This is a genomic window from Mycobacterium sp. TY815 (assembly GCF_030755135.1).
Taxonomy (GTDB): Bacteria; Actinomycetota; Actinomycetes; order Mycobacteriales; family Mycobacteriaceae; genus Mycobacterium.
Map to the genome: position 1 here is coordinate 919,036 of NZ_JAUFRX010000001.1, position 20,970 is coordinate 940,005.

The following is a 20,970-nucleotide window of genomic DNA, read 5'->3' on the forward strand; positions in this document are numbered from 1 at the left end:
TCATGTTGACTCTCCACGGGTCTGAGCGATGCGGTTGACATTGGCCGGCTCACTGGCACCGCAGGGCGTCCGTGTAAAGCAACTTGGCAAAAGCCCGATCGCCAAATAACGATAAGATAACGTTTTCATCTCGCGTAGATAAATCTGATGCTCTACCCCGCCAGATGTCCGCTAGCTTCTCCGCTACGAGATGCGTTAGCTGCAACCGCGGGTTCGGGCCCTGGTCGGTTGTGTCGCCCTTCATTGGCTTGATGCCAACACCAGCGATGCCACCTGAGAGGTCCAACCATGAGCTTTTTTGTGCTGCCACCAGAAATCAACTCCGCGTTGATCTCCGCCGGAGCGGGGCCCGAGCCGATGCTGGCCGCGGCGACCGCCTGGGAAAGCCTGGCCGATGAGTTAGCCACTGCTGCAGCCTCTTTCGGGTCGGTGACCGCCAGCTTGGTCAACGGGTCGTGGCAGGGTGCCGCGGCAACCGCGATGGCGGCCGCTGCCGCGCCCTACGCGGGATGGCTGAGCGCGGCGGCATCGCAGGCCGGGCAGTCAGCGGCGCAGGCCAGCACCATGGCGGCGGAGTTCGACGCTGTCCGGGCGGCCATGGTGCACCCGGAGTTGATCGCGGCTAACCGCAGCAACTTCGTGTCGTTGGTGTTGTCAAACATCTTCGGGCAGAACGCCCCAGCGATCGCCAGCGCGGAGGCGCTCTACGAGGAGATGTGGGCGCTGGATGTGTCGGCGATGTCGGCGTATCACGCCGGTGCCTCGGCGGTGGCATCGGCGCTGCAGCCTTTCGCGCAGCCATTGCAGAGCCTGGCGGGTGTGCTGGCAAGCGGCGCACCCGGTGCGGCCGCGACGCCGGCGGTCACACTGGACAGCTTCCTCAACTCCAACCTCGGACTGGCCAACATCGGCACGGCGAACGTCGGTAACGGGAATTTCGGCCAGAACAACCTCGGTGGCGGCAACCTTGGAAACCTCAACTTCGGCTGGGGCAATGCCGGCCTCTCAAACCTCGGTTTCGCCAACCTCGGTAACGGCAACTTCGGCCTGGGCAACCTCGGCAGCAACAACTTCGGCTTCGGCAACGCCGGCATCGGCAACTTTGGGTTCGGCAACAGCGGCAACGGCAATATCGGTATCGGACTGACGGGCACCGGTCAGATCGGCGTCGGCGGATTGAACTCGGGCACCGGAAATCTCGGCCTGTTCAACTCCGGCAACAACAACATCGGCTTCTTCAACTCGGGCAACGGAAACTTCGGCATCGGCAACGCCGGCAACTTCAACACCGGCCTGTGGAGCCCCGGCTCGGGCAACAGCGGCTTCCTCAATGCAGGTTCGTTCAACAGCGGAATCTTCAACGTCGGCGACGCGAACACCGGCAACGTCAACGTCGGCAGCTTCAACATGGGCAGCTTCAATCCCGGCGCCTCCAACACCGGTTCGTTCAACACCGGTTTCGCCAACACCGGATTCCTCAACCCGGGCAGCATCAACACCGGGATCCTGAACTACGGCGACATGAATAACGGCCTGTTCAACACCGGTCAGATGAATAACGGTGTGTTCTACCGCGGGGTCGGCCAGGGCGCTCTCCACATTGCGATCACCACGCCCGATCTGACATTGCCACCCCTCGAGATCCCCGGATTCTCGATTCCGGCATTCGATCTGCCCACGGCCAGTCTGCCCGGGCTGACCATCCCCTCGTTCTCTATCCCCGCAGGCACCGCCTTGGGTGCGTTTGACCTGCCGACGTTGAGCATTCCGTCGCTGAATGTGCCATCGTTCTCGATTCCGGCGGGGACGGCGTTGGGTGCGTTCAATCTGGGGACGCTGAGCATTCCGTCGGTCACGGTGCCGTCATTCTCGATTCCGGCGGGGACGGCGTTGGGTGCGTTTGATTTGCCGACGTTGAGTGTTCCATCGTTGAATGTGCCGTCGTTCTCGATTCCGGCGGGGACGGCGTTGGGTGCGTTTAACCTGCCGGAGTTGAGTATTCCGTCGTTGAATGTGCCGTCGGTGTCGATTCCGGCGGGGACGGCGTTGGGTGCGTTCAATCTGGGGACGCTGAGCATTCCGTCGGTCACGGTGCCGTCGGTGTCGATTCCGGCGGGGACGGCCTTGGGTGCGTTCAACTTGCCGGAGTTGAGTATTCCGTCGTTGAATGTGCCGTCGGTGTCGATTCCGGCGGGGACGGCGTTGGGTGCGTTCAACTTGCCGGAGTTGAGTATTCCGTCGTTGAATGTGCCGTCGGTGTCGATTCCGGCGGGGACGGCTTTGGGTGCGTTCAACCTGCCGGAGTTGAGTATTCCCTCCCTCACTGTCCCGTCGTTCAAGATCCCGGCGGGGACTGCGTTGGGTGCGTTCGATCTCCCGCCGCTGAGCATTCCGTCCTTGAATGTGCCGTCGTTCTCGATCCCGGCGGGCACAGCTTTAGGTGCGTTCAACCTGCCGGCGCTGAGCATTCCGCCGTTGACCGTCCCGTCGTTCACGATTCCGGCAGGGACCGCATTGGGTGCGTTCGACTTGCCGGCGTTGAGTATCCCCTCGCTGACCATTCCGTCGGTCACGATCCCGGCGGGGACAGCCTTGGGTGCCTTCAACCTGCCCACACTAAGCATTCCATCGCTGAGTGTGCCGCCGATTACCATTCCCGCCGGGACGGCGCTCGGTGCGTTCAGCCTGCCTGCGCTGAGCATTCCATCAGTCACCGTCCCGTCGTTCTCGATTCCGGCGGGAACTCAGATCGGAGGGTTCAGCCTGCCGAAGATCGATACCCCAGCTATTGCCATAAAGGGCATCACGACGGATGCATTCAATACGCCAAGAATCGCCGGAACTCTTACTACGGGCACCATCTATCTGCCTGAGGCGCGAATCAACGACATCGTCATTTTCCTCCCCAACAACATCACGTTCCTGCAAACGGGTTTGGCGGGGGTATATCCGCAGATCGGTGGTAACGGTGGACCCAATGCGTTTGTCAGTATCGGCGGCGGCTACATCAATGGCTTCGGAATTCCTTACGCGATTGAATCGCTGACGATACCGCCAATCAACCTGCCTACGATCAACATCCCCGCCATCCACGTCGATCCAATCACGACCGCCGGCTTCACGTTGCCGGCCATCACGACTCCGCAAATCTCGACGCCGCCGTTGACGATTAACCCGATCGGTGTGGGTAACTTCGCGCTGCCGGATATCACCACGCCGGCGTTCTCGACTCCGCCGTTGACGATTAACCCGATCGGGGTGAGCAACTTCGCGCTGCCTGACATCAAGACGCCGGTGATCACGACGCCGCCGTTGGAAATTGGCCCGATCGGACTGAGTGGTTTCACACTTCCAGACATCATCACACCAGCGTTCTCGACGCCGCCGTTGACGATCAACCCGATCGGGGTGAGCAACTTCGCCCTGCCGGATATCACCACCCCGGCGTTCACGACGCCGCCGCTAGAGATCGGCCGGATCGGATTGGGCGCCTTCAACTTGCCCGATATCACGACGCCGGCAATTACCACGCCGCCGCTGGAAATCGGGCGGATCGGCCTGGGTGCCTTCACATTGCCGGATATCACGACGCCCGCGTTCTCGACTCCGCAGTTGACGATCAACCCGATCGGCGTGAGCAACTTCGCCTTGCCCGATATCACGACGCCGGCGTTCTCGACGCCGCCGCTGAACATCGGCCGGATCGGTTTGGGGGCGTTCGCGTTGCCGGATATCACGACGCCGGCGTTCTCCACGCCGCCGTTGGAGATCGGCCGGATTGGTTTGGGTGGGTTTACGTTGCCGGATATCACGACGCCGGCGTTCAGCACGCCGCCGCTGAACATCGGGCGAATCGGGCTGGGGGCCTTTACGTTGCCGGATATCACGACGCCGGCGTTCTCCACGCCGCCGTTGGAGATCGGCCGGATTGGTTTGGGTGGGTTCACTCTGCCGGATATCACCACAGTGGCGTTCACCACCCCGCCGCTCGAGATCGGCCGAATTGGTTTGGGTGCCTTCACGTTGCCCGACATCACCACGCCGGCGTTCACCACCCCGCCGCTGGAGATCGGCCGGATCGGACTGGGTGCCTTCACCCTGCCGGATCTCACCACGGTGCAGTTCTCGACGCCGCCTATCACCATCCCGCCGATCGGTCTGTCGTCGTTCACCACGCCACCGCTGGTCATCCCGAGCATCCATCTGCCCAGCACATTGATCACCGAATTCAACATCCCCCCGGCGCCGGGATACTTGAACTCAAGCCTCGGGCCGTCGTCGGGATTCTTCAACTCCGGCACCGGCGGCAACTCCGGATTCGGCAACAACGGTGCAGGCCTGTCTGGTTGGTACAACTCGAATGGTCCTGGGCTAACTGGTGGTTCAGGTTTCCAGAACTGGGGTGGCCTGATCTCGGCTGTCAGCAACTTCGGCAGCGGCGTCTCAGGCTTCGCCAACACCGGCGTGCTCGACCTCGCCGTGCGCAGCTTCGTCTCGGGCGTCGCCAACGTCGGCAACAACCTGTCAGGCCTGTTCTTCCGCGGCACGACGTAAACCCCCCTCAACGCAATTCGCGCCTGTCCTGTTAGGCAGGCGCGAATTGCGTTGTAGTGAAGCGAGACTCGAGGGGTCAGTCCTCCTTGAGGACGAGCTTCCGCAGCGCCACCCGATCCGGGTTCAGCAGCTCCTCGATGCGCGGCTTGTTCACGTCGGCGACGATGATCTCCCCGACCTCCTGGTAGACCTCGCTGAAGATGCCGTGCGACTTCATCTTCTCGGTCTGGTACTGGTTGTCCTCGGTCGGTGTCACGTAGTAGACCGCGTCCGCCTTGAACCGGTGCACCAGCCAAAGGTGGATCAGTGTCATCAGCCGCTTCTGCCGCAGCTTTTCGGCGAAGGTGTTCTGGTCACGCACCTGCAGGATGCTGCGGCCATGCCGGTCCTTGATCGGGTCGACGACGACGTTGGCCAACTGCTCGTCGCCCTCGCCGTAGATCCCGAGTTCCAGCACGTCCGAGCCGGCGCGGCGGGGCCGCAACGTGACCCGCAATTTCTCGCCGAGCTGGTAGTGCTCGCTCCACAGTGCCAGCCACTCCTCCAGCAGCTTCTTGGGCACCTCGGTCTGCACCAGATGCTGGTGCTGTGTCGAGCCTTTGCCCATGGACTTGGTGGTTGCCGTGCGACCGGAGGACGCGGCCAGCGCCGCATCGCTGCGTGGCCCGCCGACCAGGGTCTGCGGGGTGCGGTAGGGCGATTCCACCAGACGCATCTTGCGCTGCAACCGTGCCAGCGCCAGCATGCCGTCCTGGCGCAGGTTGGTGGCGAACTCCTCGGCGGCGACACCGTCGATCTGATGCCCGCCATAGGTGATGAAGTTGAAGACGAAGCCCATCTTGCCGAGTTCGACGGGGAACTGCCGCATCTCGTCGTCGCTCATCCCGGTGGTGTCCCAGTTGAACGAAGGCGAGAGGTTGTAGGCGAGCATCTGGTCCGGGAACACGGCGTGGATCGCCTCGGCGAACTGGCGCGCGTCGGCGAGGTCGGCGGTCTTGGTCTCCATCCACAGGATGTCGGCGAAGGGCGCGGCGGCAAGCGACTTGGCGATCGCATACGGAATGCCGCCCCGGATCTGGTAGTAGCCCTCGGGCGTCTTGGCCAGCTCGCAATCCCAGCTCGCGTCGGCGCCCAGTTCTTTGGCTTTGGCCCGTGCGGCATAAAGGGACGCCGTCGAGGCGAATTCGCGCCACTCCGCGGGACTCATCCCAGAGGGCTCTCCTTCGCTCTCACCGAATTCGAGCTTCTCGGCCACGGCCTCGCCGTAAGTCATCACTCCGGCGGCGTCTTCCCAGGCGGCGACGAAACGCGACTCGACCTCGTCGTACACGTCGTCGATCGACAGCTCCCCGCTGTCACGCCACTTGCTGATGGCCTCGGCGACGAGATCCAGGATCCCGTTGCGTTCCAGCCACGCGTTCGCTGCCGCGTATTCGCCGTCGCTGAGCGCGTACAGCAGATGGCCGTTGATCTCCTCGACGCCCGAGTCATAGAAGCGCCGCATCATCGCCAGGAAACAGCTCTTGTACGAGGGGATGCTCAGGTTCGTCGCGCCCAGCAGGAAAGGCTGGTCACGCTCGTCGCCGCGGCTGTCGATGAGGTTCGCGGCCTCGGCGTCGGTACGGGCCACGATGATTCCGGGCACCCGCATGATGTCGAGCTGGAAGCGGGCGGCGTTGAGGCGCTTGATCTGCTCGTCGGACGGCACCAGAACCTTGCCGCCCTGGTGGCCACACTTCTTGGTGCCCGGACGCTGGTCCTCGATGTGGTAGCCCGGCACACCGACCTCGACGAAACGGCGAATCAGGTTGCGCACGTGCGGATCACCACCGTGGCCCGTGTCGGCGTCGGCGATGATGAACGGCCGGAAGTCGTACTTGGTCGCCGTCGCCCGTTGCCGCTCGTTCATGTTGAGCCGCTGGTACTCCTGGTTGCGGTCGGCCGTGAGCAGCGCGCGCACCAGCACGGCGGCATCGTCGGGGACCTGGCTGAGTGGATAACTCGCCAGGTCAGGCCCCGGGTCCTCGGTGGTGGAGCCCTTGGCGGAGGTTGCCCAGCCGCCGAGGTAGATCCCCTCGATGCCCATGCGCTTCATACTCACGGCCTGGCCCGGCGAGTAGGGGCCGAAGGTGGTGATGCTCTTGTGTTCGGCGTACAGCTCGCGCAGGCGCTCGTAGAACGCGGCCGCCGCTTCGCGTGCCACGGTGTAGTCGGTCGGGATCGTGCCGCGCTGCTCGACGACCTGCCGGGCGGTATAAAGCCGGGTGATGCCGTTGAACCGCGAACTCTCGAAATACCGCTGGGTGGCGGCGACATCCTGCTCGAACGGTGATTGGACTGCGTTGTCCGTTTCAGCGATGGCCATGGCCTTCCGCTCCTCCTAAGCCCCGGTTCCCCTGACGCAGTGAGTGTATGCCCACCAGACGTGAGCTAAATCACCGGCCGAGGCCCGCACAGCGCGGCCATGCTGCTACGACACCCGCCGTGCGATCGGGCCGGTTGCGTCGGAGGCCGGCGGCGCATCGGGCTGCCGGATCAGACACCGGGTGCCGTAAGGGAACTCCTTCTCGTACAACGGGTTTTGTATTCAAAGACGTCCGTTTGTGGCGGCCGGCCGAAACGCTCGCCCGGACGCCCCGCCAGGCGTACCGTCACAACCGTGCAAGCGGAATTGCGCTTTGACCGGTGGTATGTCCCCTTAGCGGTGGCGGTCGGGCTCGGGCCCAAGAGCAGCGAGTTGCGGGTCGAGGGCGGCAAGCTGCACGTCAAGATGGGGTGGGCCTTTACCGCCGACATCCCTCTGTCGTCGATCAAGAGTGCCGAGGCGAGCAACGAGCGGGTGTTTACCGCCGGCGTCCACGTCATGGGCTCCCGCTGGCTGGTCAACGGGTCGCGCAAGGGTCTCGTGCAGTTGACGATGGACCCCCCGGTACCGGCGAGCGTCTGGTGGAAGTCGATCACCCTGAAGGTGCTGGTGGTCAGCGTCACCGACCCCGACGCGCTCATCGCCGCGTGCACCGCGTCCGCACGTTGACTCAGGTTCTAGGGTCCGGTTCGCAACCAATCCCGTTGGCGCCGGACGAACTCAGCGTCGACTACCCGTCCATGTCCGGGCACGAACACGGCATCTGATCCCGCGGTCGCCAGGAGCCGGTCCAGGGTGTCCGGCCAGGCCACCAAGTCGGAATCGGCGTCCACCGCGGGGTCGGCGGACTCCTCGACCAGGTCGCCGGTGAACACCACGGTTGGCTCGCCCGAGTGGCGTGCCGGAACCACGACGACCAGGTCGGAGCGGGTGTGGCCAGCGCCGAGGTGAGTGATGGTGACCGAGCGGTCACCCAGATCGACCGTTGCGTCGGATATTCCGTGCGGCGGTAGCCGCAAGGCGGCAATCGCGTCATCGACCGCCGCGGCATCGGCACCGTATGCCAACGCATCGGCACGCAGATGATCCGGCGCTGACGACAGATAGTCGACTACCTCCGGTGCGCAGTAAATCCGGGCTCCGCTGAACACCGAAGAACCGAGGACATGGTCAAAGTGCTTGTGCGTCAGCACAACATGAGTCACGGGCTGGGCCGCGAGTTCGCGCACATCGGCCTGCACTGCCCGGGCCTCCCCGAGAGTGGTGCCGGTGTCGACGAGCAGCGTTCCGTTGTGCCCGCAGACCAGGCCGATCGTGACGTCGCAGAAGGCCAACCGGCACCGATACACGCCGTCGCTCAGCCTCTCCCAATCTTGCTGCATCAGGCCGGTCGCAGCACAGCCGAGCCGTACCAATGGCAGACGAACAACGCGAGCTCGACGTCGGCGCGATCGTCGATCGGCCGGCCGCGGCGGCCGACCGCGCGTTCGACCCGACTGCGAAGGTCATTGAAGCTGACGTTGAGTTCCTTCGCCGCGACCTCGTGCGTGGAGCCGCGGTGCAGGAATACCCGCAGTGTCTCCCTCAGCAGCGCGTCGCCCTCGGTATCGGACGCCAGATTGCCCAGGACGTCTGCGACCCAGCCACGGACCTCGCCGATGCTGGTGCCCAACAACGCCGTCCCCATGACTGCGGGATCAGTGGCCGCGACCAGCACCCGTCGGGATGCCGGGGGTTTGCGCTCCCCGGTCAGCACGGCGGCCCGTGCACGCTGGGCCTGACGGTGAGATCGGCGGAATCCCTGGACGCCGGAGCCCAGTGCACCCATCGCAATGCTCGGGGATTCCGGACGTGCGTTGGTGTAATCGCGCACTCGGGCGGTGAGTTCACCGGGTGCTGATCGAAAAGGCAACCAAACCCACGCGGTGGCCCGGTCGACCGCAGCGAAAAGCGGTCTCGCTGAGGTACTTACCGCGGTAGCCAATTCGTGGGTGAACCGCTGAAGCCGGGGTAGATCGTCCTCTGTCGCATGCCAGACGACCAGTGCGAGGTGCTGTGCGTGAAGGGGATAATCGATTGCCGCAGAGGCGGTGTCGATGGCGACGGCGGTGTCGTCGCTGAGCAGGTCGCGAACCCGCATCGCCCGGATGCTGTTCTGATTCTCCAGCCACTGTCTTTGTTCGGTTTCGTACGCTCCCATGAAGTGTTGTGAAACCCAGTCCACGTACTCGAAGACGACGGTGGTGATCGCCTCGATCACCGCGACCTGGGTGGTCGGTTCCATCTGCAGGGTGCGCAGTTCGCCGAATACGTGCTCAGTCATCTGTCGCTGCCCAAGCCGGTAGGCACGTACCAGGCTGTTGGCCGGGACTTCATGTCGGGCCAGGCGCCGGACGTAGTCGATGGCCAGCCCGGGGACAGAGCAATCACTGACCGGCACGTCATGCAGCAGCACCTGGAAAATCGTGTCGAGGTTGGCCGCAACGCCGGCGTCGAGCATCTCGAACGTACGGTCCTCGCCGCATAGTTCGGGTATCTCGGCAACGAGAGCGGTGCAGATCGCGACGCTGATCTGGTCGACCTTTTGTTGTAGCCGGGCGGCGATGGTGACGACGCACTGATGCGCGTCCATACTTGCCGCATCGTCGCTCACGTGTGGTCACCTTAGATGGCGGACGCCAGGGTTGCCAGATGTCGGAAGAAGTTGACATGTCGGGAAACCCCGACATATAGTGCGCGAGTGGCCAACGCCGACCGCGTCTGTGATCGCATCTTCGCGGCACTGGCAAATCCGGTGCGGCGCAGACTCCTTGAGATCCTGAGCTGCCAGTCTATGTCCGCCGGGGAACTCAGTGAACGGTTCGAGTTGAGTCGGCCGGCCGTAGCTGAACACCTCAAGGTGTTGCGTGACGCCGGCTTGGTGGCTGATGAGGCGCAGGGCCGCCGCCGCATCTACCGCCTGACCGCGGAACCGTTGGCCGAGCTCGGTGACTGGCTGCACCCGTTCGAGAAGTTTTGGCGGGCAAGGCTTGCCGCACTCGCCGAGTCGGCGGAGAAGCAGCAATGAACGAGAGGTAAGAATGCGCGCAGTCGTTATCACCAAGCACGGCGACCCGTCGGTCCTGAAGGTGCAGGAGCGACCGGACCCGCCACCGCCGGGTCCAGGCCAACTGCGCGTCGAAGTCCGCGCCGCCGGAGTCAATTTCGCCGACCACCTCGCCCGCGTGGGCCTGTATCCCGACGCACCGAAGCTTCCGGCCGTCGTCGGCTACGAGGTGGCCGGCACGGTGACGGCCGTCGGCGACGGCGTGGATCAGGGTCGCGTCGGCCAAAGGGTTTTGGCGGGAACGCGATTCGGCGGCTACGCGGAGATCGTCAACGTTGCCGAAGCCGATTCGGTGGCGCTGCCCGACGCGGTGAGCTTCGAGCAGGGCGCCGCGGTCCCGGTAAACTACGCGACCGCGTGGGCCGGCCTGCACGGTTACGGATCGCTGCGCGCCGGCGAGCGGGTGCTGATTCATGCCGCTGCCGGCGGGGTCGGCATCGCGGCCATTCAGTTCGCCAAGGCGGCCGGCGCGGAAATTCACGGCACCGCATCCCCGGGCAAGCACGGCAAGCTCGCCGAACTCGGGGTGGATCGTGCGATCGACTACCGCCAGGACGGCTGGTGGAAGGGACTCGAGCCCTACGACATCGTCCTGGACGCGCTGGGTGGCACGTCGCTGCGTCGCTCCTACCACCTGCTACGTCCGGGCGGACGGCTTGTGGGTTACGGGATCTCGAATATGCAGGAGGGTGAGAAGCGTTCGCTGCGCAAGGCTGCGCCGCATGCCCTGGCGATGCTGCGCGGGTTCAACCTCATCGACCAGCTCTCGGAGTCCAAGACCGTCATCGGGCTCAATATGCTCAAGTTGTGGGACGACCGGGGCTCTCTCGAGCCTTGGATCACCCCGCTGAGCGAGGCGCTGCACGACGGGACGGTGTCTCCGGTCGTGCATGCGGCGGTGCCCTTCGCACAGGCGCCGGAAGCGCATCGCATCCTGGCCTCGCGGGAGAACATCGGCAAGGTCGTGCTCGTCCCATAGCCGGATGGTTTCAGGCGGCGCCGTGGTGGTTATGTTTGGCGCATGGCTGTCACCGAGTCCCGTGAGGTCGTCATCGAGGCGAAACCCGACGAGATTATGGATGTGTTGTTCGATATCGAGACTCTGCCGGAGTGGTCGTCAGTGCACCAGAAGGTCGAGGTGCTCGAACGGGATGACCAGGGTCACCCGCTGAAGTCGCGACAAGTCGTCAAACTCGTCGGGTTCACCGAGGAACAGGAACTGGCCTACACCGTGCACGACGACGGGGTGGGCTGGAGTCTGATCAAGGCCAAGCAGCAGAAGGCGCAGAACGGCCGCTACACCCTGACGCCCGACGGTGACTCCACCCGCGTGCGCTTCGACCTGACAGTCGAACTGAGTATGCCGGTGCCCGGATTCTTTGTCAGGCAGGGCACGAAAGTGTTGATGGACATGGCGACCAAGGGCCTGCGCAAGCGCGTCCTGCAGGTGAAGAAGAGCGCCTAGGTCGCGTCCTCGAGGGCCTGATACGCGGCGTTGTAGCCGGGCGTGAAGGTGATGCCGGGTCCACCGTGGCACCCGGCGCCGCCGAGGTAGAGCCCCGCGATCGGTATCGGGAAATCCAGAAAGCCCTTCGGGCCGGGACGGTTTGGACCCATCAGGTCCGGGTGCAGCAGTCCGTGGCAGAAGTCCCCGCCGGGCGCGGCGAACATGGTGTTCATGTGATAAGGCGCGAACGTGATGTGGCGAATCACGATGTCTTTAAAGTTCGGGGCGAATCTGCTGATCTTGTCGATAACCCGTTGCGCCATCTCATTTTTGAGGTGTCCGTGCTGGTCGCGGGAGACCTCTACCGGGAAGGCGTACGCGTAGGCGCTGGCGGCGTGCTTGCCGCGCGGCGCGAGGCCGGGATCGTGCACCGACGGGATCTGCAGGCCCATCGAGGGGTTGTCCGGCACGATGCCGCGGCGGCAATTCTCCCAGTGCCGCTGCTGCTCTTCGGGCGAGCCGAAGATGCCGACTGACATCTGCATGCCCTCTTCGTTCAGCAACTCATAGGGCGGGGCGAATTCGGGCAGCCCGTCGAGGGCGAAGTGCATCTGGATGAACGAGGCGCGGTGGTCACGGCCCGCCAGGCGCGAAACGAGTTCGGCAGGAACATGTTCGGGTTCGATCAGACCTGTCAGGGTGAGATCGGGTGCCAAGTTCGACACCACGATAGGCGCCGTGATGGTGGAGCCGTCCCGCAGTCGAACGCCGGTCACCTTGCCGTGACTGACGAGAATCTGCTCGACCTTGGCGCGATAGCGGATCTCGCCGCCGTGGCAGACGAAAAGCTCGCGCAGGTGTTCGGTGAGTGCGCCGATTCCGCCCTTGAGCTTGGTCATCATCGAGGTGCTGTTGTCGGGTACCGCCAGGGCGAAAGCGAGGCATGTTGCGCTGCCCGGTGTGTAGGGGCCCCGGTAGGTGGAGTTTACGGCCAGGAAAGCCAGCATCCCGCGCATCACCGCATGTCTGTCTTTATCAGGCAGATAGCGGTCGATGACGTCCATGGCCGAGCCGAACAGCATCTCGTGGATCGCGCGCCGCTCCCCCTCGTTGGCCGCGCACGCGTACATCTCGTCGAGAGTCTTCGGAGGCTTGCGAACATCGAAGCGGCCCAGTGCTTTTGCCGGGCCATGGCTCCAGCCGATCAGTTCGGCCATTCCCAGCACCGCCTCGACGCCGTGCTTCTCCCCCAGGTGTGTCATCAATTGCATCGGGTCGCGGTAGAAGACCATGGGCTCCTCACCGTTTTCACCGATGTTGGTGGACATCACCTCCGGTTCCACGGTGGGCAGCGTGTCCAGGCCGAGGTCCTTGGTGATCTGGCTTGCGGTGGGGAACTGCACCGACCCTGCGATCTCGTACCGGAAGCCGTCGATCAACTCGACGGTCGCCGCCATACCTCCGGCGTAGGTGTTGGCCTCCAGGCAGACCGTGCGCAGCCCCGCGCGCTGCAGTATCGCCGCGGCGGTCAGACCGTTGTGTCCCGCGCCCACCACGATCGCGTCGTAATCCGTCATCCGACCTCCTCGCCGAGACCCGTGCGGCAAGAATATGTCAGTACTGACATAATCGGAAGATGTCAGCACTGACCAGTTCCCATGTCGCGAGCAGACACAAACTCGCGCGCGGCAGCGCCGCGTGGCGCGAGTTTGTGTCTGCTCGCGTGGTAGGTCTCGTCGGATACCATCCGGTGTGGACATGAGCGCTGCGATGAACGGCCACCAGGCTCGTCGCCGGTCGACGCATGACGCGCTTCGGCAGGCGGCGCTGAAAAGCTTTGCCCGCAAAGGGTTTGCGAACGTCACAGTGACGGAGTTGGCCCGTGCGGCAGGCGTCACCGAGCGCACCTTCTTCCGGCACTTTCCCACGAAAGAGGCGGTGCTGTTCCAGGACTACGAGACCCAGCTGGAATGGTTGGCCGACGCGCTGGCCGAGCGTCCGGCCTCGGAATCGCTGTTCGACGCGGTGCTTGCCGGTGTGGCCTCCTACCCGCATGATCTCGAAGTTGTCCGCCAGGCAGCAACCGCCCGTACGGAGCTGATCAGCGCCGAGCGCATCGCCGGTCATCTGCGGGTGGTGCAGGCCTCGTTCGCCACCGTTCTGACCGATTTCGTCCGGGCCCGGAACTCCGAGCTGCCCGACATCGACCTGGTGGCCGAAGTGGCCGGCTCGACACTGGCAGCGGCTCTCGTTGTGGCCGTGGAGAATTGGGGCCGTAATGGCTGTTCTGGTGATTTGGGCGAGTTAGTTGCCAAGAGTCTGGCTCTGGTTCAGTCCGGGCTGGCGCCGCTGGCGGCGCAGGCACAACGATGACGCTGCGCACCCGCCTTACGGATTTCCTGGCCATTGAGCATCCGGTCCTGCTGGCGCCGATGGCCCTGGTGTCGGGTGGTCGGCTGGCGGCGGCGGTCACCGCTGCCGGTGGCCTGGGACTCGTCGGCGGCGGATATGGCGATCCGCAGTGGTTGCGGTCCGAGATCGCCGCGGCCCGGGGCGCCCGCGTCGGCTACGGCTTCATCACGTGGAGCCTGGCGCGTATACCCGACCTTCTCGACACCGTGCTGGAGCAACAGCCGCCAACGGTCATGCTGTCGTTCGGCGACCTCGAACCGTTCGCGGATCGCATCCACCGGGCTGGTGTTGCATTGACCGCCCAGGTGCAGAACCTGGCGCAGGCCGGCCAGGCGATGGAGGCCGGCGCAGACATCATCGTCGCCCAGGGTGGCGAGGCGGGTGGGCACGGGATGAGCGTCCGTTCCACCTTCACGCTGGTGCCCGAAGTCGTCGACCTGGTCGCGGAACGGGCACCCGCGACACTGGTAGTGGCTGCCGGGGGAATCGCCGACGGCCGCGGCCTGGCCGCGGCGCTGGCCCTCGGCGCGGACGGGGTCTTGGCCGGTACCAGATTCTGGGCGTCTGAAGAAGCGCTGGTGTCTCCCGCGGCGCAACGGCGGGCGATTGCGGCCGGCGGCGACGATACGATGCGCACCACAGTGTTTGACATTGTGCGACAACGGGATTGGCCAGACGGCTATGATCTGCGGCTGGTGCGCAACGCTCTGATCGAGCGCTGGCACGCCAGCCCGGACGAGCTGCTCGCGCGGCTTCCCGAAACCATCAGCGCCTACCGGGAAGGCGTTGCGGCCGAGGACTTCGACGTCGATACCGTACTGGTGGGTGAGGCCGTGGGGCTGATTCATGAGGTGCGGCCGGCCGCCGACATCCTCACCGCCATGGTGCGCGACGCGACGCGAATTATGAAGCGGGACAACGACTAAGAACGCTCGCAGATCAGCTCGGCCAGCCGGCGGCGGTCGACCTTGCCGGTCGCGTTGTAGGGGATGTCGCCGACGACCGCCAGACGTTCGGGCAGCTTGAAGTAGGCGATCAAGTCCCGGCAGTGCGACCGCAGCTCCTCGAGTGTCACCGGTGCGCGGGGCACGACCGCGGCGCCCACCCGCTGTCCCAGTTCATCGTCGGGAACTCCGGCGACCGCCACATCACTGACGGCCGGATGCGAACGCAGCGCCTCTTCCACCTCGATGGGGCCGAACTTCTCACCGCCACGGTTGATGGTGTCGCGCAGTCTGCCGCTGGGAAAGATGTAACCGTCGGCGTCCACGCGGCCCAGATCGCCGGTGCGCAACCATCCCGCGACGGTGTTGACCGGCGAGTTGACCCACAGTTCCCCGACCGCTCCCGGCTCCACGTCGGCGCCGGTGACCGGGTCGACCACCCGCACCTCGACCCCCGGCAACGGCCGGCCGACCGAGCCCGCCCGGGCCGGATCGAGATGATCGGCGGCGGTGAGGTTGGCGTAGGTACCCAGCGTCTCGGTTTGACCGAAAACGTTGGTGAACGCCACATTCGGCAGTGCGGCTATGGCCCTGCGCATCAGTGCCGAGGGTGCGGCGGCGGCTCCGTAGGTGATGGCAGCCAGCGACGACAGATCGGTCGCGGCGAAGTCGGGGTGTTCCAGAATCCGGTGCAGCATCGTCGGCACCAGGAACATGCCGGTGACCCGATGCTGCGACACCAGACGCAACCACTCGCCGGCGTCGAACCGCTGCTGCACCACCAGGGTGTTGCCCGAATACAGGCTGGCGAGCAGTCCGAGGGAACCGCCTACGTGAAAGTAGGGCACACACATCATCACAATTACGGGTGGAGTGCCCGGCGCGAACGGCTTGGATGTCCTGCTCAAACGCGCAGCCAGCTGACGGCTGCCGATGTCGACGGTTTTCGGCAAGCCGGTGGTGCCGCTGGTGAACAGCACCATGGCCGGTCGATCCACGTCATCGGCAGCGGCGGTCATGGACGCGTCGGCGCTGAGGAGTTCGGCCGCCGTGAGCGCTCTCGTCGACTCGGGGAGCCGATGCACGAACGCCTCCCCCGCCACCGCCGCCGAACAGCAACCGGCGTTGTCGAGCAGCGCAGCCAACTCCGCCGGCGTCAACGCGGGGTTCATCAAGGCAGCGGTGGCTCCGATTCGCGCCGTGCCGAGCAGAGAGGCGATGGACAGCACGCTCGCCGTGTCGACGACCGCGACCCGGTCGCCGGATTTGACCCCCGCCGCCGCCAGCCCGGCCGTGCACCGGCGCACCGCGTCATCGAGCGCCCCGTAACTGATTCGCTGGCCGTCGATGATCAGGGCGCTGCGCTGCGGATCGGCGACCGCGGCGGCGTCGATGATCGTCCCGAGATTCATGAATCCTTAGTACAGGGGCGACCAGGTCGAGGTGCGCAGCAGCCTGCTGGTCCACTGGTCACGCAGGTCCAACGCGTCGTGCAGCCAGGTTCCGGGGGTGCGGTACTCCGCCGGGATGTGGGTCCGGAGCAGGTCGAGCAGCGCTTCGGGCCGGCTGATCTGCTGCATCAGAATGACTTCACGACGCAGATGGCTGCCGAGCGCGGGCTGAAACGAGGCATCCATCTTCAACATCGACGACGGCTGCTCGAGGCTGCGGGCATATACCTCGCCGCACCGGACGATGTACTCCTCGAACTTGTCCTCGTAGGGCCACATGGTGTCTTCCATGTAGAGGCTCATCTCGTGTTCGCGGCCGTCGACCGGCACCTCGTCGAACGCCACCTCCTGCATCGGCGACCACGGCAGCGGCACCAGCAGTTTGGCGTCGACGCCATGGCGCAGTTCATCGGTGTGGTGCATCCAGTCGCGCAGGTCACCCTGCTGGACCCGCTTGGTCAAGCGCTCCCAGGCCGCTCCGTCACGCACCGCGGTCACGGTGATGACGGTGTAGGCCGGCCCGCTACCCTGCGCCTGGTTGGTGTACCAGAGCAGTCGGGCCTCGTCGCCGGCCGCCAGCATCGGCATCCAACCGTCCCGAAACGCGGCCTCGAACTCGTCTTCGGCGCGGCCTCGCACCGTGTGAACTTCGTGCATGAAAAGCAACGACCAAGACCTCCCACGCGGCGCTGCCTTCTGAACGCCCGCTCACTCACTTACTGGCAGGACGTTAATAGCAGCAAATCGTCCTGTCCACGCAGGGCCGACGGTGACGTCAATATCGGCGGGATGGCGCTGGGATGCGTCGGGTAAACCGCGGTAACTTCGTGACACGGAAACCGGTGAAAGGGACGGGATGGATATCGCTTCGGTCGACGAACTGCTCACCACCACCCGTGCGGTTCGCAAACGTCTCGACCTGACCCGCCCGGTGAGCCGTGACGTGGTCATGGAATGCATACGCCTGGCGATGCAGGCACCCACCGCCAGCAACGCCCAGGACTGGCGCTGGGTGGTGGTCACCGATCCCGGCAAGCGCGCCGCCATCGCGGAGATCTACCGCAGCGTGGGCGCCGAGTATCTGGTTCATGCCGCCGCCAACTCCGAAAATCCGCAGACCAAGCGCGTCTATCAGAGCGCGCTGGGCCTCACCGACACCCTGGCCAAGGTTCCGGTGCTGGTAATTCCCTGCCTTCTGCAGTCCATCGACGAAAGCAATCGACTGGCCGCCGCGTCGGCCTGGGCGTCCATCATTCCGGCCGGCTGGAGCTTTCTGCTTGCCTTGAGGTCGCGCGGTCTGGGCTCGGTGTGGACCACGATGCACCTGGCCCGGGAGCGCGAGGTCGCGGACCTGCTCGGTATTCCCAGCTCTGTCACTCAGGCGGCCTTGTTTCCGGTGGCCTACACGATCGGGACCGATTTTCGGCCCGCGGCGCGACCGCCGGCCGAAACGATCACCTTTTTCGACGAATGGGGTGAAGGCTGATGCAGTCCTACACCGTGCGGTTCCACGTGGACGCTCCGCCGGCCAGGGTGTGGCGCGTGTTGCATCCTCCGGTGCCGCCGAACGCGCCGCGCCCGCGGGTGCTCAGTTGGCCTACGGGCAGCATGGAAATTCTCAACGAGGGCGATGAGGCGGGTGAAGGGCTGGTGCGTACGTGCGTCTTTCCGGTGCCGAAATACCTGTTCTCCGGAGGAAAGGGCCGGTCGTGGGAGACCGTCACCGAGGCGAAGATCAACAAGTTGTCGCGGTATGTCGCCATCGGAAAGCCGTTGTGGTCCCGGGCCGAGGGCTACCACCAACTCGACGAGCAGCCTGACGGCACTACCGTGCTCACCTTCCACGAGACCTACCACGCGTACAACCCGGTACTGCGTTTACTCCTGGAGCGTCCGGTACACGCCCGAATCTCGCGGGACAATCTCGACACCTACGAACACGCGCTGGGCTACGCCGGCCCGGTACGGCGCCTGGACTGATCGGCTCGCGGGTTCGAAATGAGCCCCGCAGCCCGCTAAGCTAGTTACTTATGGGCTCTAAGCAAATCGCCGCCCGCACTGGTGTAGCCGCGCTGCTGGTAGCCGGCTGGTTCAGTGCGGCGGGTATCTCCGCCGCCGATCCCGACCCGACGCCTGCACCGGAACCAGTCCCAGCCCCGACGCCGGCACCGGCTCCGGCGGGCGCACCCGCGGCGGGCTCGCCCAAGACGACGATCGATCACGACGGCATCTTCACCGTCGGCACGGACATCGCGCCGGGCACCTACAGCACGGCCGGGCCGGTGGGCACCGGCACCTGCTACTGGAAGCGGACGGGCAATCCCGACGGCGCTCTCATCGACAACGCCATGTCCAAGAAGCCGCAGATCGTGCAGATAGAGCCGACCGACAAGACTTTCAAGACGAGTGGTTGCCAGCCCTGGCAGCCCACCAGTGACGCACCTCCGCCGAACACCCCCGGCCCGCAGGTGCAGGCGGGCCTGGGAATCCTCAACGGCCTACTCGCGCCGCACGGGCCCTGATCTAGGCGGGTGGCGCCAGCGCCGCCTCGACCGTGGTGTACATCGGCAGCAGACGGCGCAGTCCGCACGCGGCAATGGTGCGGGCGACGATCGGCTGATTGTTGACCAGACGCAGGTTGACGCCGCGGCGGCGGCAGCGCACCGATTCCTGGGCGAGCACCGCGTAGGCGCAGGATCCCAGGAAGTCCAGTTCGCGGATGTCGATGACGAACGGACCCGGTGCGATCGCGATCGCGGCGCTCCTGTTCACCAGCCGCTGCCAGATGACTTCGTTGCTGGCGTCGATGTCGCCGCCGACATGAACCACGACGGCGGACCCGGTGCATTCGGTGACCGCCCGCAAACCGCTGTTCGGGTCAGCTATTTGAGAACTCAGCCGCGTAGTCGAAGGACCTGACGTTGCTCCGATCGCGACAGTGTTCATTCGGCAGTATCCCGTCTTCGTGTGAATCACATAGGTACAGCGACGATCTCCGGCACGACAACGTTGCTCGATTTCGTGCCGAGAGACAGCGTAAATGTCCGGGGGCGTCGAGGGGCGGTCTTCGTAAGCACGGCTTAATCAGCATATGTGTAACAGGGCCTGACAACATAGGATGTCCACGCGATTTTTCCCGGCTGACGGGCTGAATTATTGGCGTTGCCGGGTGGCTCTGCGGGTGAGTAGCGACAGCAGCCAGCTAACGATCGACAAGAGGATCGCCGCCCAGATCGCGGTCCACCAGAAGTGGTCGATCTGCAGGCCCCAGTGCGTGGTGTCCCTGGTGATCTGCGCCGTGATCCACAACATGAACGCGTTGATGACGATGTGGAACAGGCCGAGGGTGAGGATGTACATCGGGATCGACAGGATCTGCACGATCGGTTTGACGATGGCGTTGACCAAGCCGAAAAGCACTGCGACGACAAAGATGATGCCGATGCGCTCGATTGTGCTGTTGCCGCCGACGAAGGTCAGCCCGGGTACGAAAAGGGTGACGACCCAGAGTGCGAGTCCGGTCAGTGCCGCGCGGATCAGAAAAGCCGCCATGTGCTGATCCTGCCACCCGGCGCCAATCCTGCCACCCGGGATGTTTAATTCAGCCCATAAAAGCGTTGGGCGTTGAGTCCGCCGATCTTTTCGCGTGACTGCTCGCTGATATCAGGCCGGTTGCGCAGATGCTTGGTGCTCTCCGGCCATTCCCCGTCCCAGTGCGGGTAGTCGCTGGCGAACATGATGAAGTCGTCGCCCAGCACGTCGATCACTCCGGGCAGAATCGGCTCCTCCGGTTCACACGTCACCCAGACGTTGCCGGCACGCAGGTATTCATGCGGATCACGGCGCCAGCCGCCCTCGATCCAGTCACCGCGCTTCTCGTAGTGCTCGTGCAGCCGGTCGACAAAGAACGGCACCCATCCGGCCCCCGACTCCAGAAATGCGACCCTCAGGTCGGGATGGCGTTCAAAGACACCGCCGGACACCAGCGCCGTCATCGCGGTCATCTGGTCGAACGGAAAGCTGACGCAGTGCACCTGGATGTAGTTGGTGAAGCGGTCGACGCCGATCTTCGGTAGATGGATGCCGGGCGCGCCGTGAATGCCCAGCGGCATATTGAGTTTCACGGCAGCGGCGTAGAAGGGGTCGAGATCCGGGTGATCGAGATTGCGGGTCTTCAGCGCGGGCGGAACAAGGGTTGCGACCAGGCCCAGCTCCTTGGCCTCGGTCATGACGTCGATCGCCACCTCACCGTGTTCGATCGGCGCGACGGCCACCCCGCGCAGCCTGCCATGCGTGGGCTCGCAGAAATCGGCGATCCACTGGTTGTAGAGGCGCGCGAAGCCGGCCGCGAATACGGGATCCTCCAGGCTGGGCACGCACAGCCCGAGACTGGGATAGAGCACCATCGTGTCCAGATGGTCACGGTCGGCGTCGGCGAGCACCCCCTCTGCGGTCGAGCAGTTGATGCCGGGCGCCTTGGTAATGCCGTGCTCGGGCGGACAGCCCGCGCCCGGGCCGGTGTCCTCGGGATAGTTGCGGCCCTCGATCGTCAGCCGCGGCCGCCGATCGTTGCTCAACTGCACGTGATCCGGCCAGCGCTTCAGCGCTTCGAAAGCGAGCGACGCGTTCTCCGCGACATGTCCGTCGGCATCGATGATCCGCATGTATCCGGAACATACTCGCTCGCGCGC

The 20,970-nt window shown here is 64.7% G+C and carries 19 protein-coding genes; 10 read left to right on the forward strand and 9 right to left on the reverse strand.

The features are described 5' to 3' along the window. Positions 1–288 precede the first annotated feature (288 nt). Positions 289–4,554, forward strand: a complete 4,266-nt coding sequence (locus QXK92_RS03950) for a PPE family protein (protein WP_306240361.1) — start codon at positions 289–291, stop codon at positions 4,552–4,554. Positions 4,555–4,630: 76 nt separating this feature from the next. Here QXK92_RS03950 and aceA read toward each other — a convergent pair whose 3' ends face one another. Next, positions 4,631–6,919 carry an isocitrate lyase ICL2 gene (gene aceA, locus QXK92_RS03955; protein WP_306240362.1) on the reverse strand — a complete coding sequence of 763 codons (2,289 nt, stop codon included), beginning with the start codon at positions 6,917–6,919 and terminating at the stop codon, positions 4,631–4,633. A gap of 294 nt (positions 6,920–7,213) precedes the next feature. Between aceA and QXK92_RS03960 the strand changes: the two genes are divergently transcribed. Next, positions 7,214–7,588, forward strand: coding sequence for a hypothetical protein (locus QXK92_RS03960; RefSeq protein WP_306240363.1), 375 nt, complete (start codon positions 7,214–7,216; stop codon positions 7,586–7,588). Between the two features lie 8 nt (positions 7,589–7,596). Here the strand turns inward: QXK92_RS03960 and QXK92_RS03965 are convergent, their stop codons facing one another. Both QXK92_RS03965 and QXK92_RS03970 read right to left on the reverse strand, forming a co-directional pair. Beyond that, complete coding sequence (locus QXK92_RS03965; RefSeq protein WP_306240364.1) at positions 7,597–8,301, reverse strand: MBL fold metallo-hydrolase; 705 nt, start codon at positions 8,299–8,301, stop codon at positions 7,597–7,599. Then, positions 8,301–9,572 (reverse strand): PucR family transcriptional regulator, encoded by a 1,272-nt coding sequence (locus QXK92_RS03970; protein WP_306240365.1) that lies wholly within the window; start codon positions 9,570–9,572, stop codon positions 8,301–8,303. The genes QXK92_RS03965 and QXK92_RS03970 overlap by 1 nt, the downstream gene beginning before the upstream one ends. A gap of 87 nt (positions 9,573–9,659) precedes the next feature. Between QXK92_RS03970 and QXK92_RS03975 the strand changes: the two genes are divergently transcribed. Genes QXK92_RS03975 through QXK92_RS03985 form a run of 3 tightly spaced genes read left to right on the forward strand, consistent with a single transcriptional unit; the run spans position 9,660 to position 11,490 of the window. Further along, the gene (locus QXK92_RS03975; RefSeq protein ID WP_306240366.1) at positions 9,660–9,986 is read left to right on the forward strand and encodes a helix-turn-helix transcriptional regulator; all 327 of its coding nucleotides are present in this window, start codon (positions 9,660–9,662) and stop codon (positions 9,984–9,986) included. 13 nt (positions 9,987–9,999) lie between these two features. Next, positions 10,000–11,004 (forward strand): zinc-binding dehydrogenase, encoded by a 1,005-nt coding sequence (locus tag QXK92_RS03980; RefSeq protein WP_306240367.1) that lies wholly within the window; start codon positions 10,000–10,002, stop codon positions 11,002–11,004. Positions 11,005–11,046: 42 nt separating this feature from the next. Then, positions 11,047–11,490: an SRPBCC family protein gene (locus QXK92_RS03985; protein WP_306240368.1), complete on the forward strand. Its 444-nt coding sequence runs from the start codon at positions 11,047–11,049 to the stop codon at positions 11,488–11,490. Here QXK92_RS03985 and QXK92_RS03990 read toward each other — a convergent pair. Further along, complete coding sequence (locus tag QXK92_RS03990; protein WP_306240369.1) at positions 11,487–13,049, reverse strand: NAD(P)/FAD-dependent oxidoreductase; 1,563 nt, start codon at positions 13,047–13,049, stop codon at positions 11,487–11,489. The two genes, QXK92_RS03985 and QXK92_RS03990, sit on opposite strands and share 4 nt — an antisense overlap. Positions 13,050–13,230: 181 nt before the next feature. Here QXK92_RS03990 and QXK92_RS03995 point away from each other — a divergent pair, with 181 nt between their 5' ends. Both QXK92_RS03995 and QXK92_RS04000 read left to right on the forward strand, forming a co-directional pair. Further along, positions 13,231–13,845: a TetR/AcrR family transcriptional regulator gene (locus QXK92_RS03995; RefSeq protein ID WP_306240370.1), complete on the forward strand. Its 615-nt coding sequence runs from the start codon at positions 13,231–13,233 to the stop codon at positions 13,843–13,845. Further along, entirely contained in the window at positions 13,842–14,810 is a 969-nt protein-coding gene (locus tag QXK92_RS04000) for a nitronate monooxygenase family protein (protein WP_306240371.1), read from the forward strand. The genes QXK92_RS03995 and QXK92_RS04000 overlap by 4 nt, the downstream gene beginning before the upstream one ends. On the opposite strand, the gene QXK92_RS04005 is transcribed toward QXK92_RS04000, so the two are convergent. Beyond that, positions 14,807–16,240, reverse strand: a complete 1,434-nt coding sequence (locus QXK92_RS04005) for a class I adenylate-forming enzyme family protein (RefSeq protein WP_306240372.1) — start codon at positions 16,238–16,240, stop codon at positions 14,807–14,809. The two genes, QXK92_RS04000 and QXK92_RS04005, sit on opposite strands and share 4 nt — an antisense overlap. 6 nt (positions 16,241–16,246) lie before the next feature. Further along, a complete protein-coding gene (locus tag QXK92_RS04010) occupies positions 16,247–16,936 on the reverse strand; it encodes a hypothetical protein (RefSeq protein WP_306240373.1) in 690 nt (229 codons plus the stop codon). A 199-nt stretch (positions 16,937–17,135) separates the two neighbouring features. On the opposite strand from QXK92_RS04010, the gene QXK92_RS04015 reads away from it, so the two are divergent. From QXK92_RS04015 to QXK92_RS04025, 3 genes are read left to right on the forward strand one after another with little or no spacing between them, the layout of a single operon-like run. Then, positions 17,136–17,765, forward strand: coding sequence for a nitroreductase family protein (locus QXK92_RS04015; RefSeq protein WP_306240374.1), 630 nt, complete (start codon positions 17,136–17,138; stop codon positions 17,763–17,765). After that, positions 17,765–18,259, forward strand: coding sequence for an SRPBCC family protein (locus QXK92_RS04020; RefSeq protein WP_306240375.1), 495 nt, complete (start codon positions 17,765–17,767; stop codon positions 18,257–18,259). The genes QXK92_RS04015 and QXK92_RS04020 overlap by 1 nt, the downstream gene beginning before the upstream one ends. A 50-nt stretch (positions 18,260–18,309) precedes the next feature. Next, complete coding sequence (locus tag QXK92_RS04025) at positions 18,310–18,801, forward strand: hypothetical protein (RefSeq protein WP_306240376.1); 492 nt, start codon at positions 18,310–18,312, stop codon at positions 18,799–18,801. A gap of 1 nt (position 18,802) precedes the next feature. Here the strand turns inward: QXK92_RS04025 and QXK92_RS04030 are convergent, their stop codons facing one another. The 3 genes from QXK92_RS04030 to QXK92_RS04040 form a co-directional block, all read right to left on the reverse strand. Then, on the reverse strand, positions 18,803–19,225 hold the full coding sequence (locus QXK92_RS04030; protein WP_306240377.1) for an anti-sigma factor antagonist: 423 nt from the start codon (positions 19,223–19,225) through the stop codon (positions 18,803–18,805). 207 nt (positions 19,226–19,432) lie between these two features. Beyond that, the gene (locus QXK92_RS04035) at positions 19,433–19,831 is read right to left on the reverse strand and encodes a phage holin family protein (RefSeq protein WP_306240378.1); all 399 of its coding nucleotides are present in this window, start codon (positions 19,829–19,831) and stop codon (positions 19,433–19,435) included. A 44-nt stretch (positions 19,832–19,875) separates the two neighbouring features. Beyond that, entirely contained in the window at positions 19,876–20,943 is a 1,068-nt protein-coding gene (locus QXK92_RS04040; RefSeq protein WP_306240379.1) for an amidohydrolase family protein, read from the reverse strand. Between the last annotated feature and the right edge of the window lie 27 nt (positions 20,944–20,970).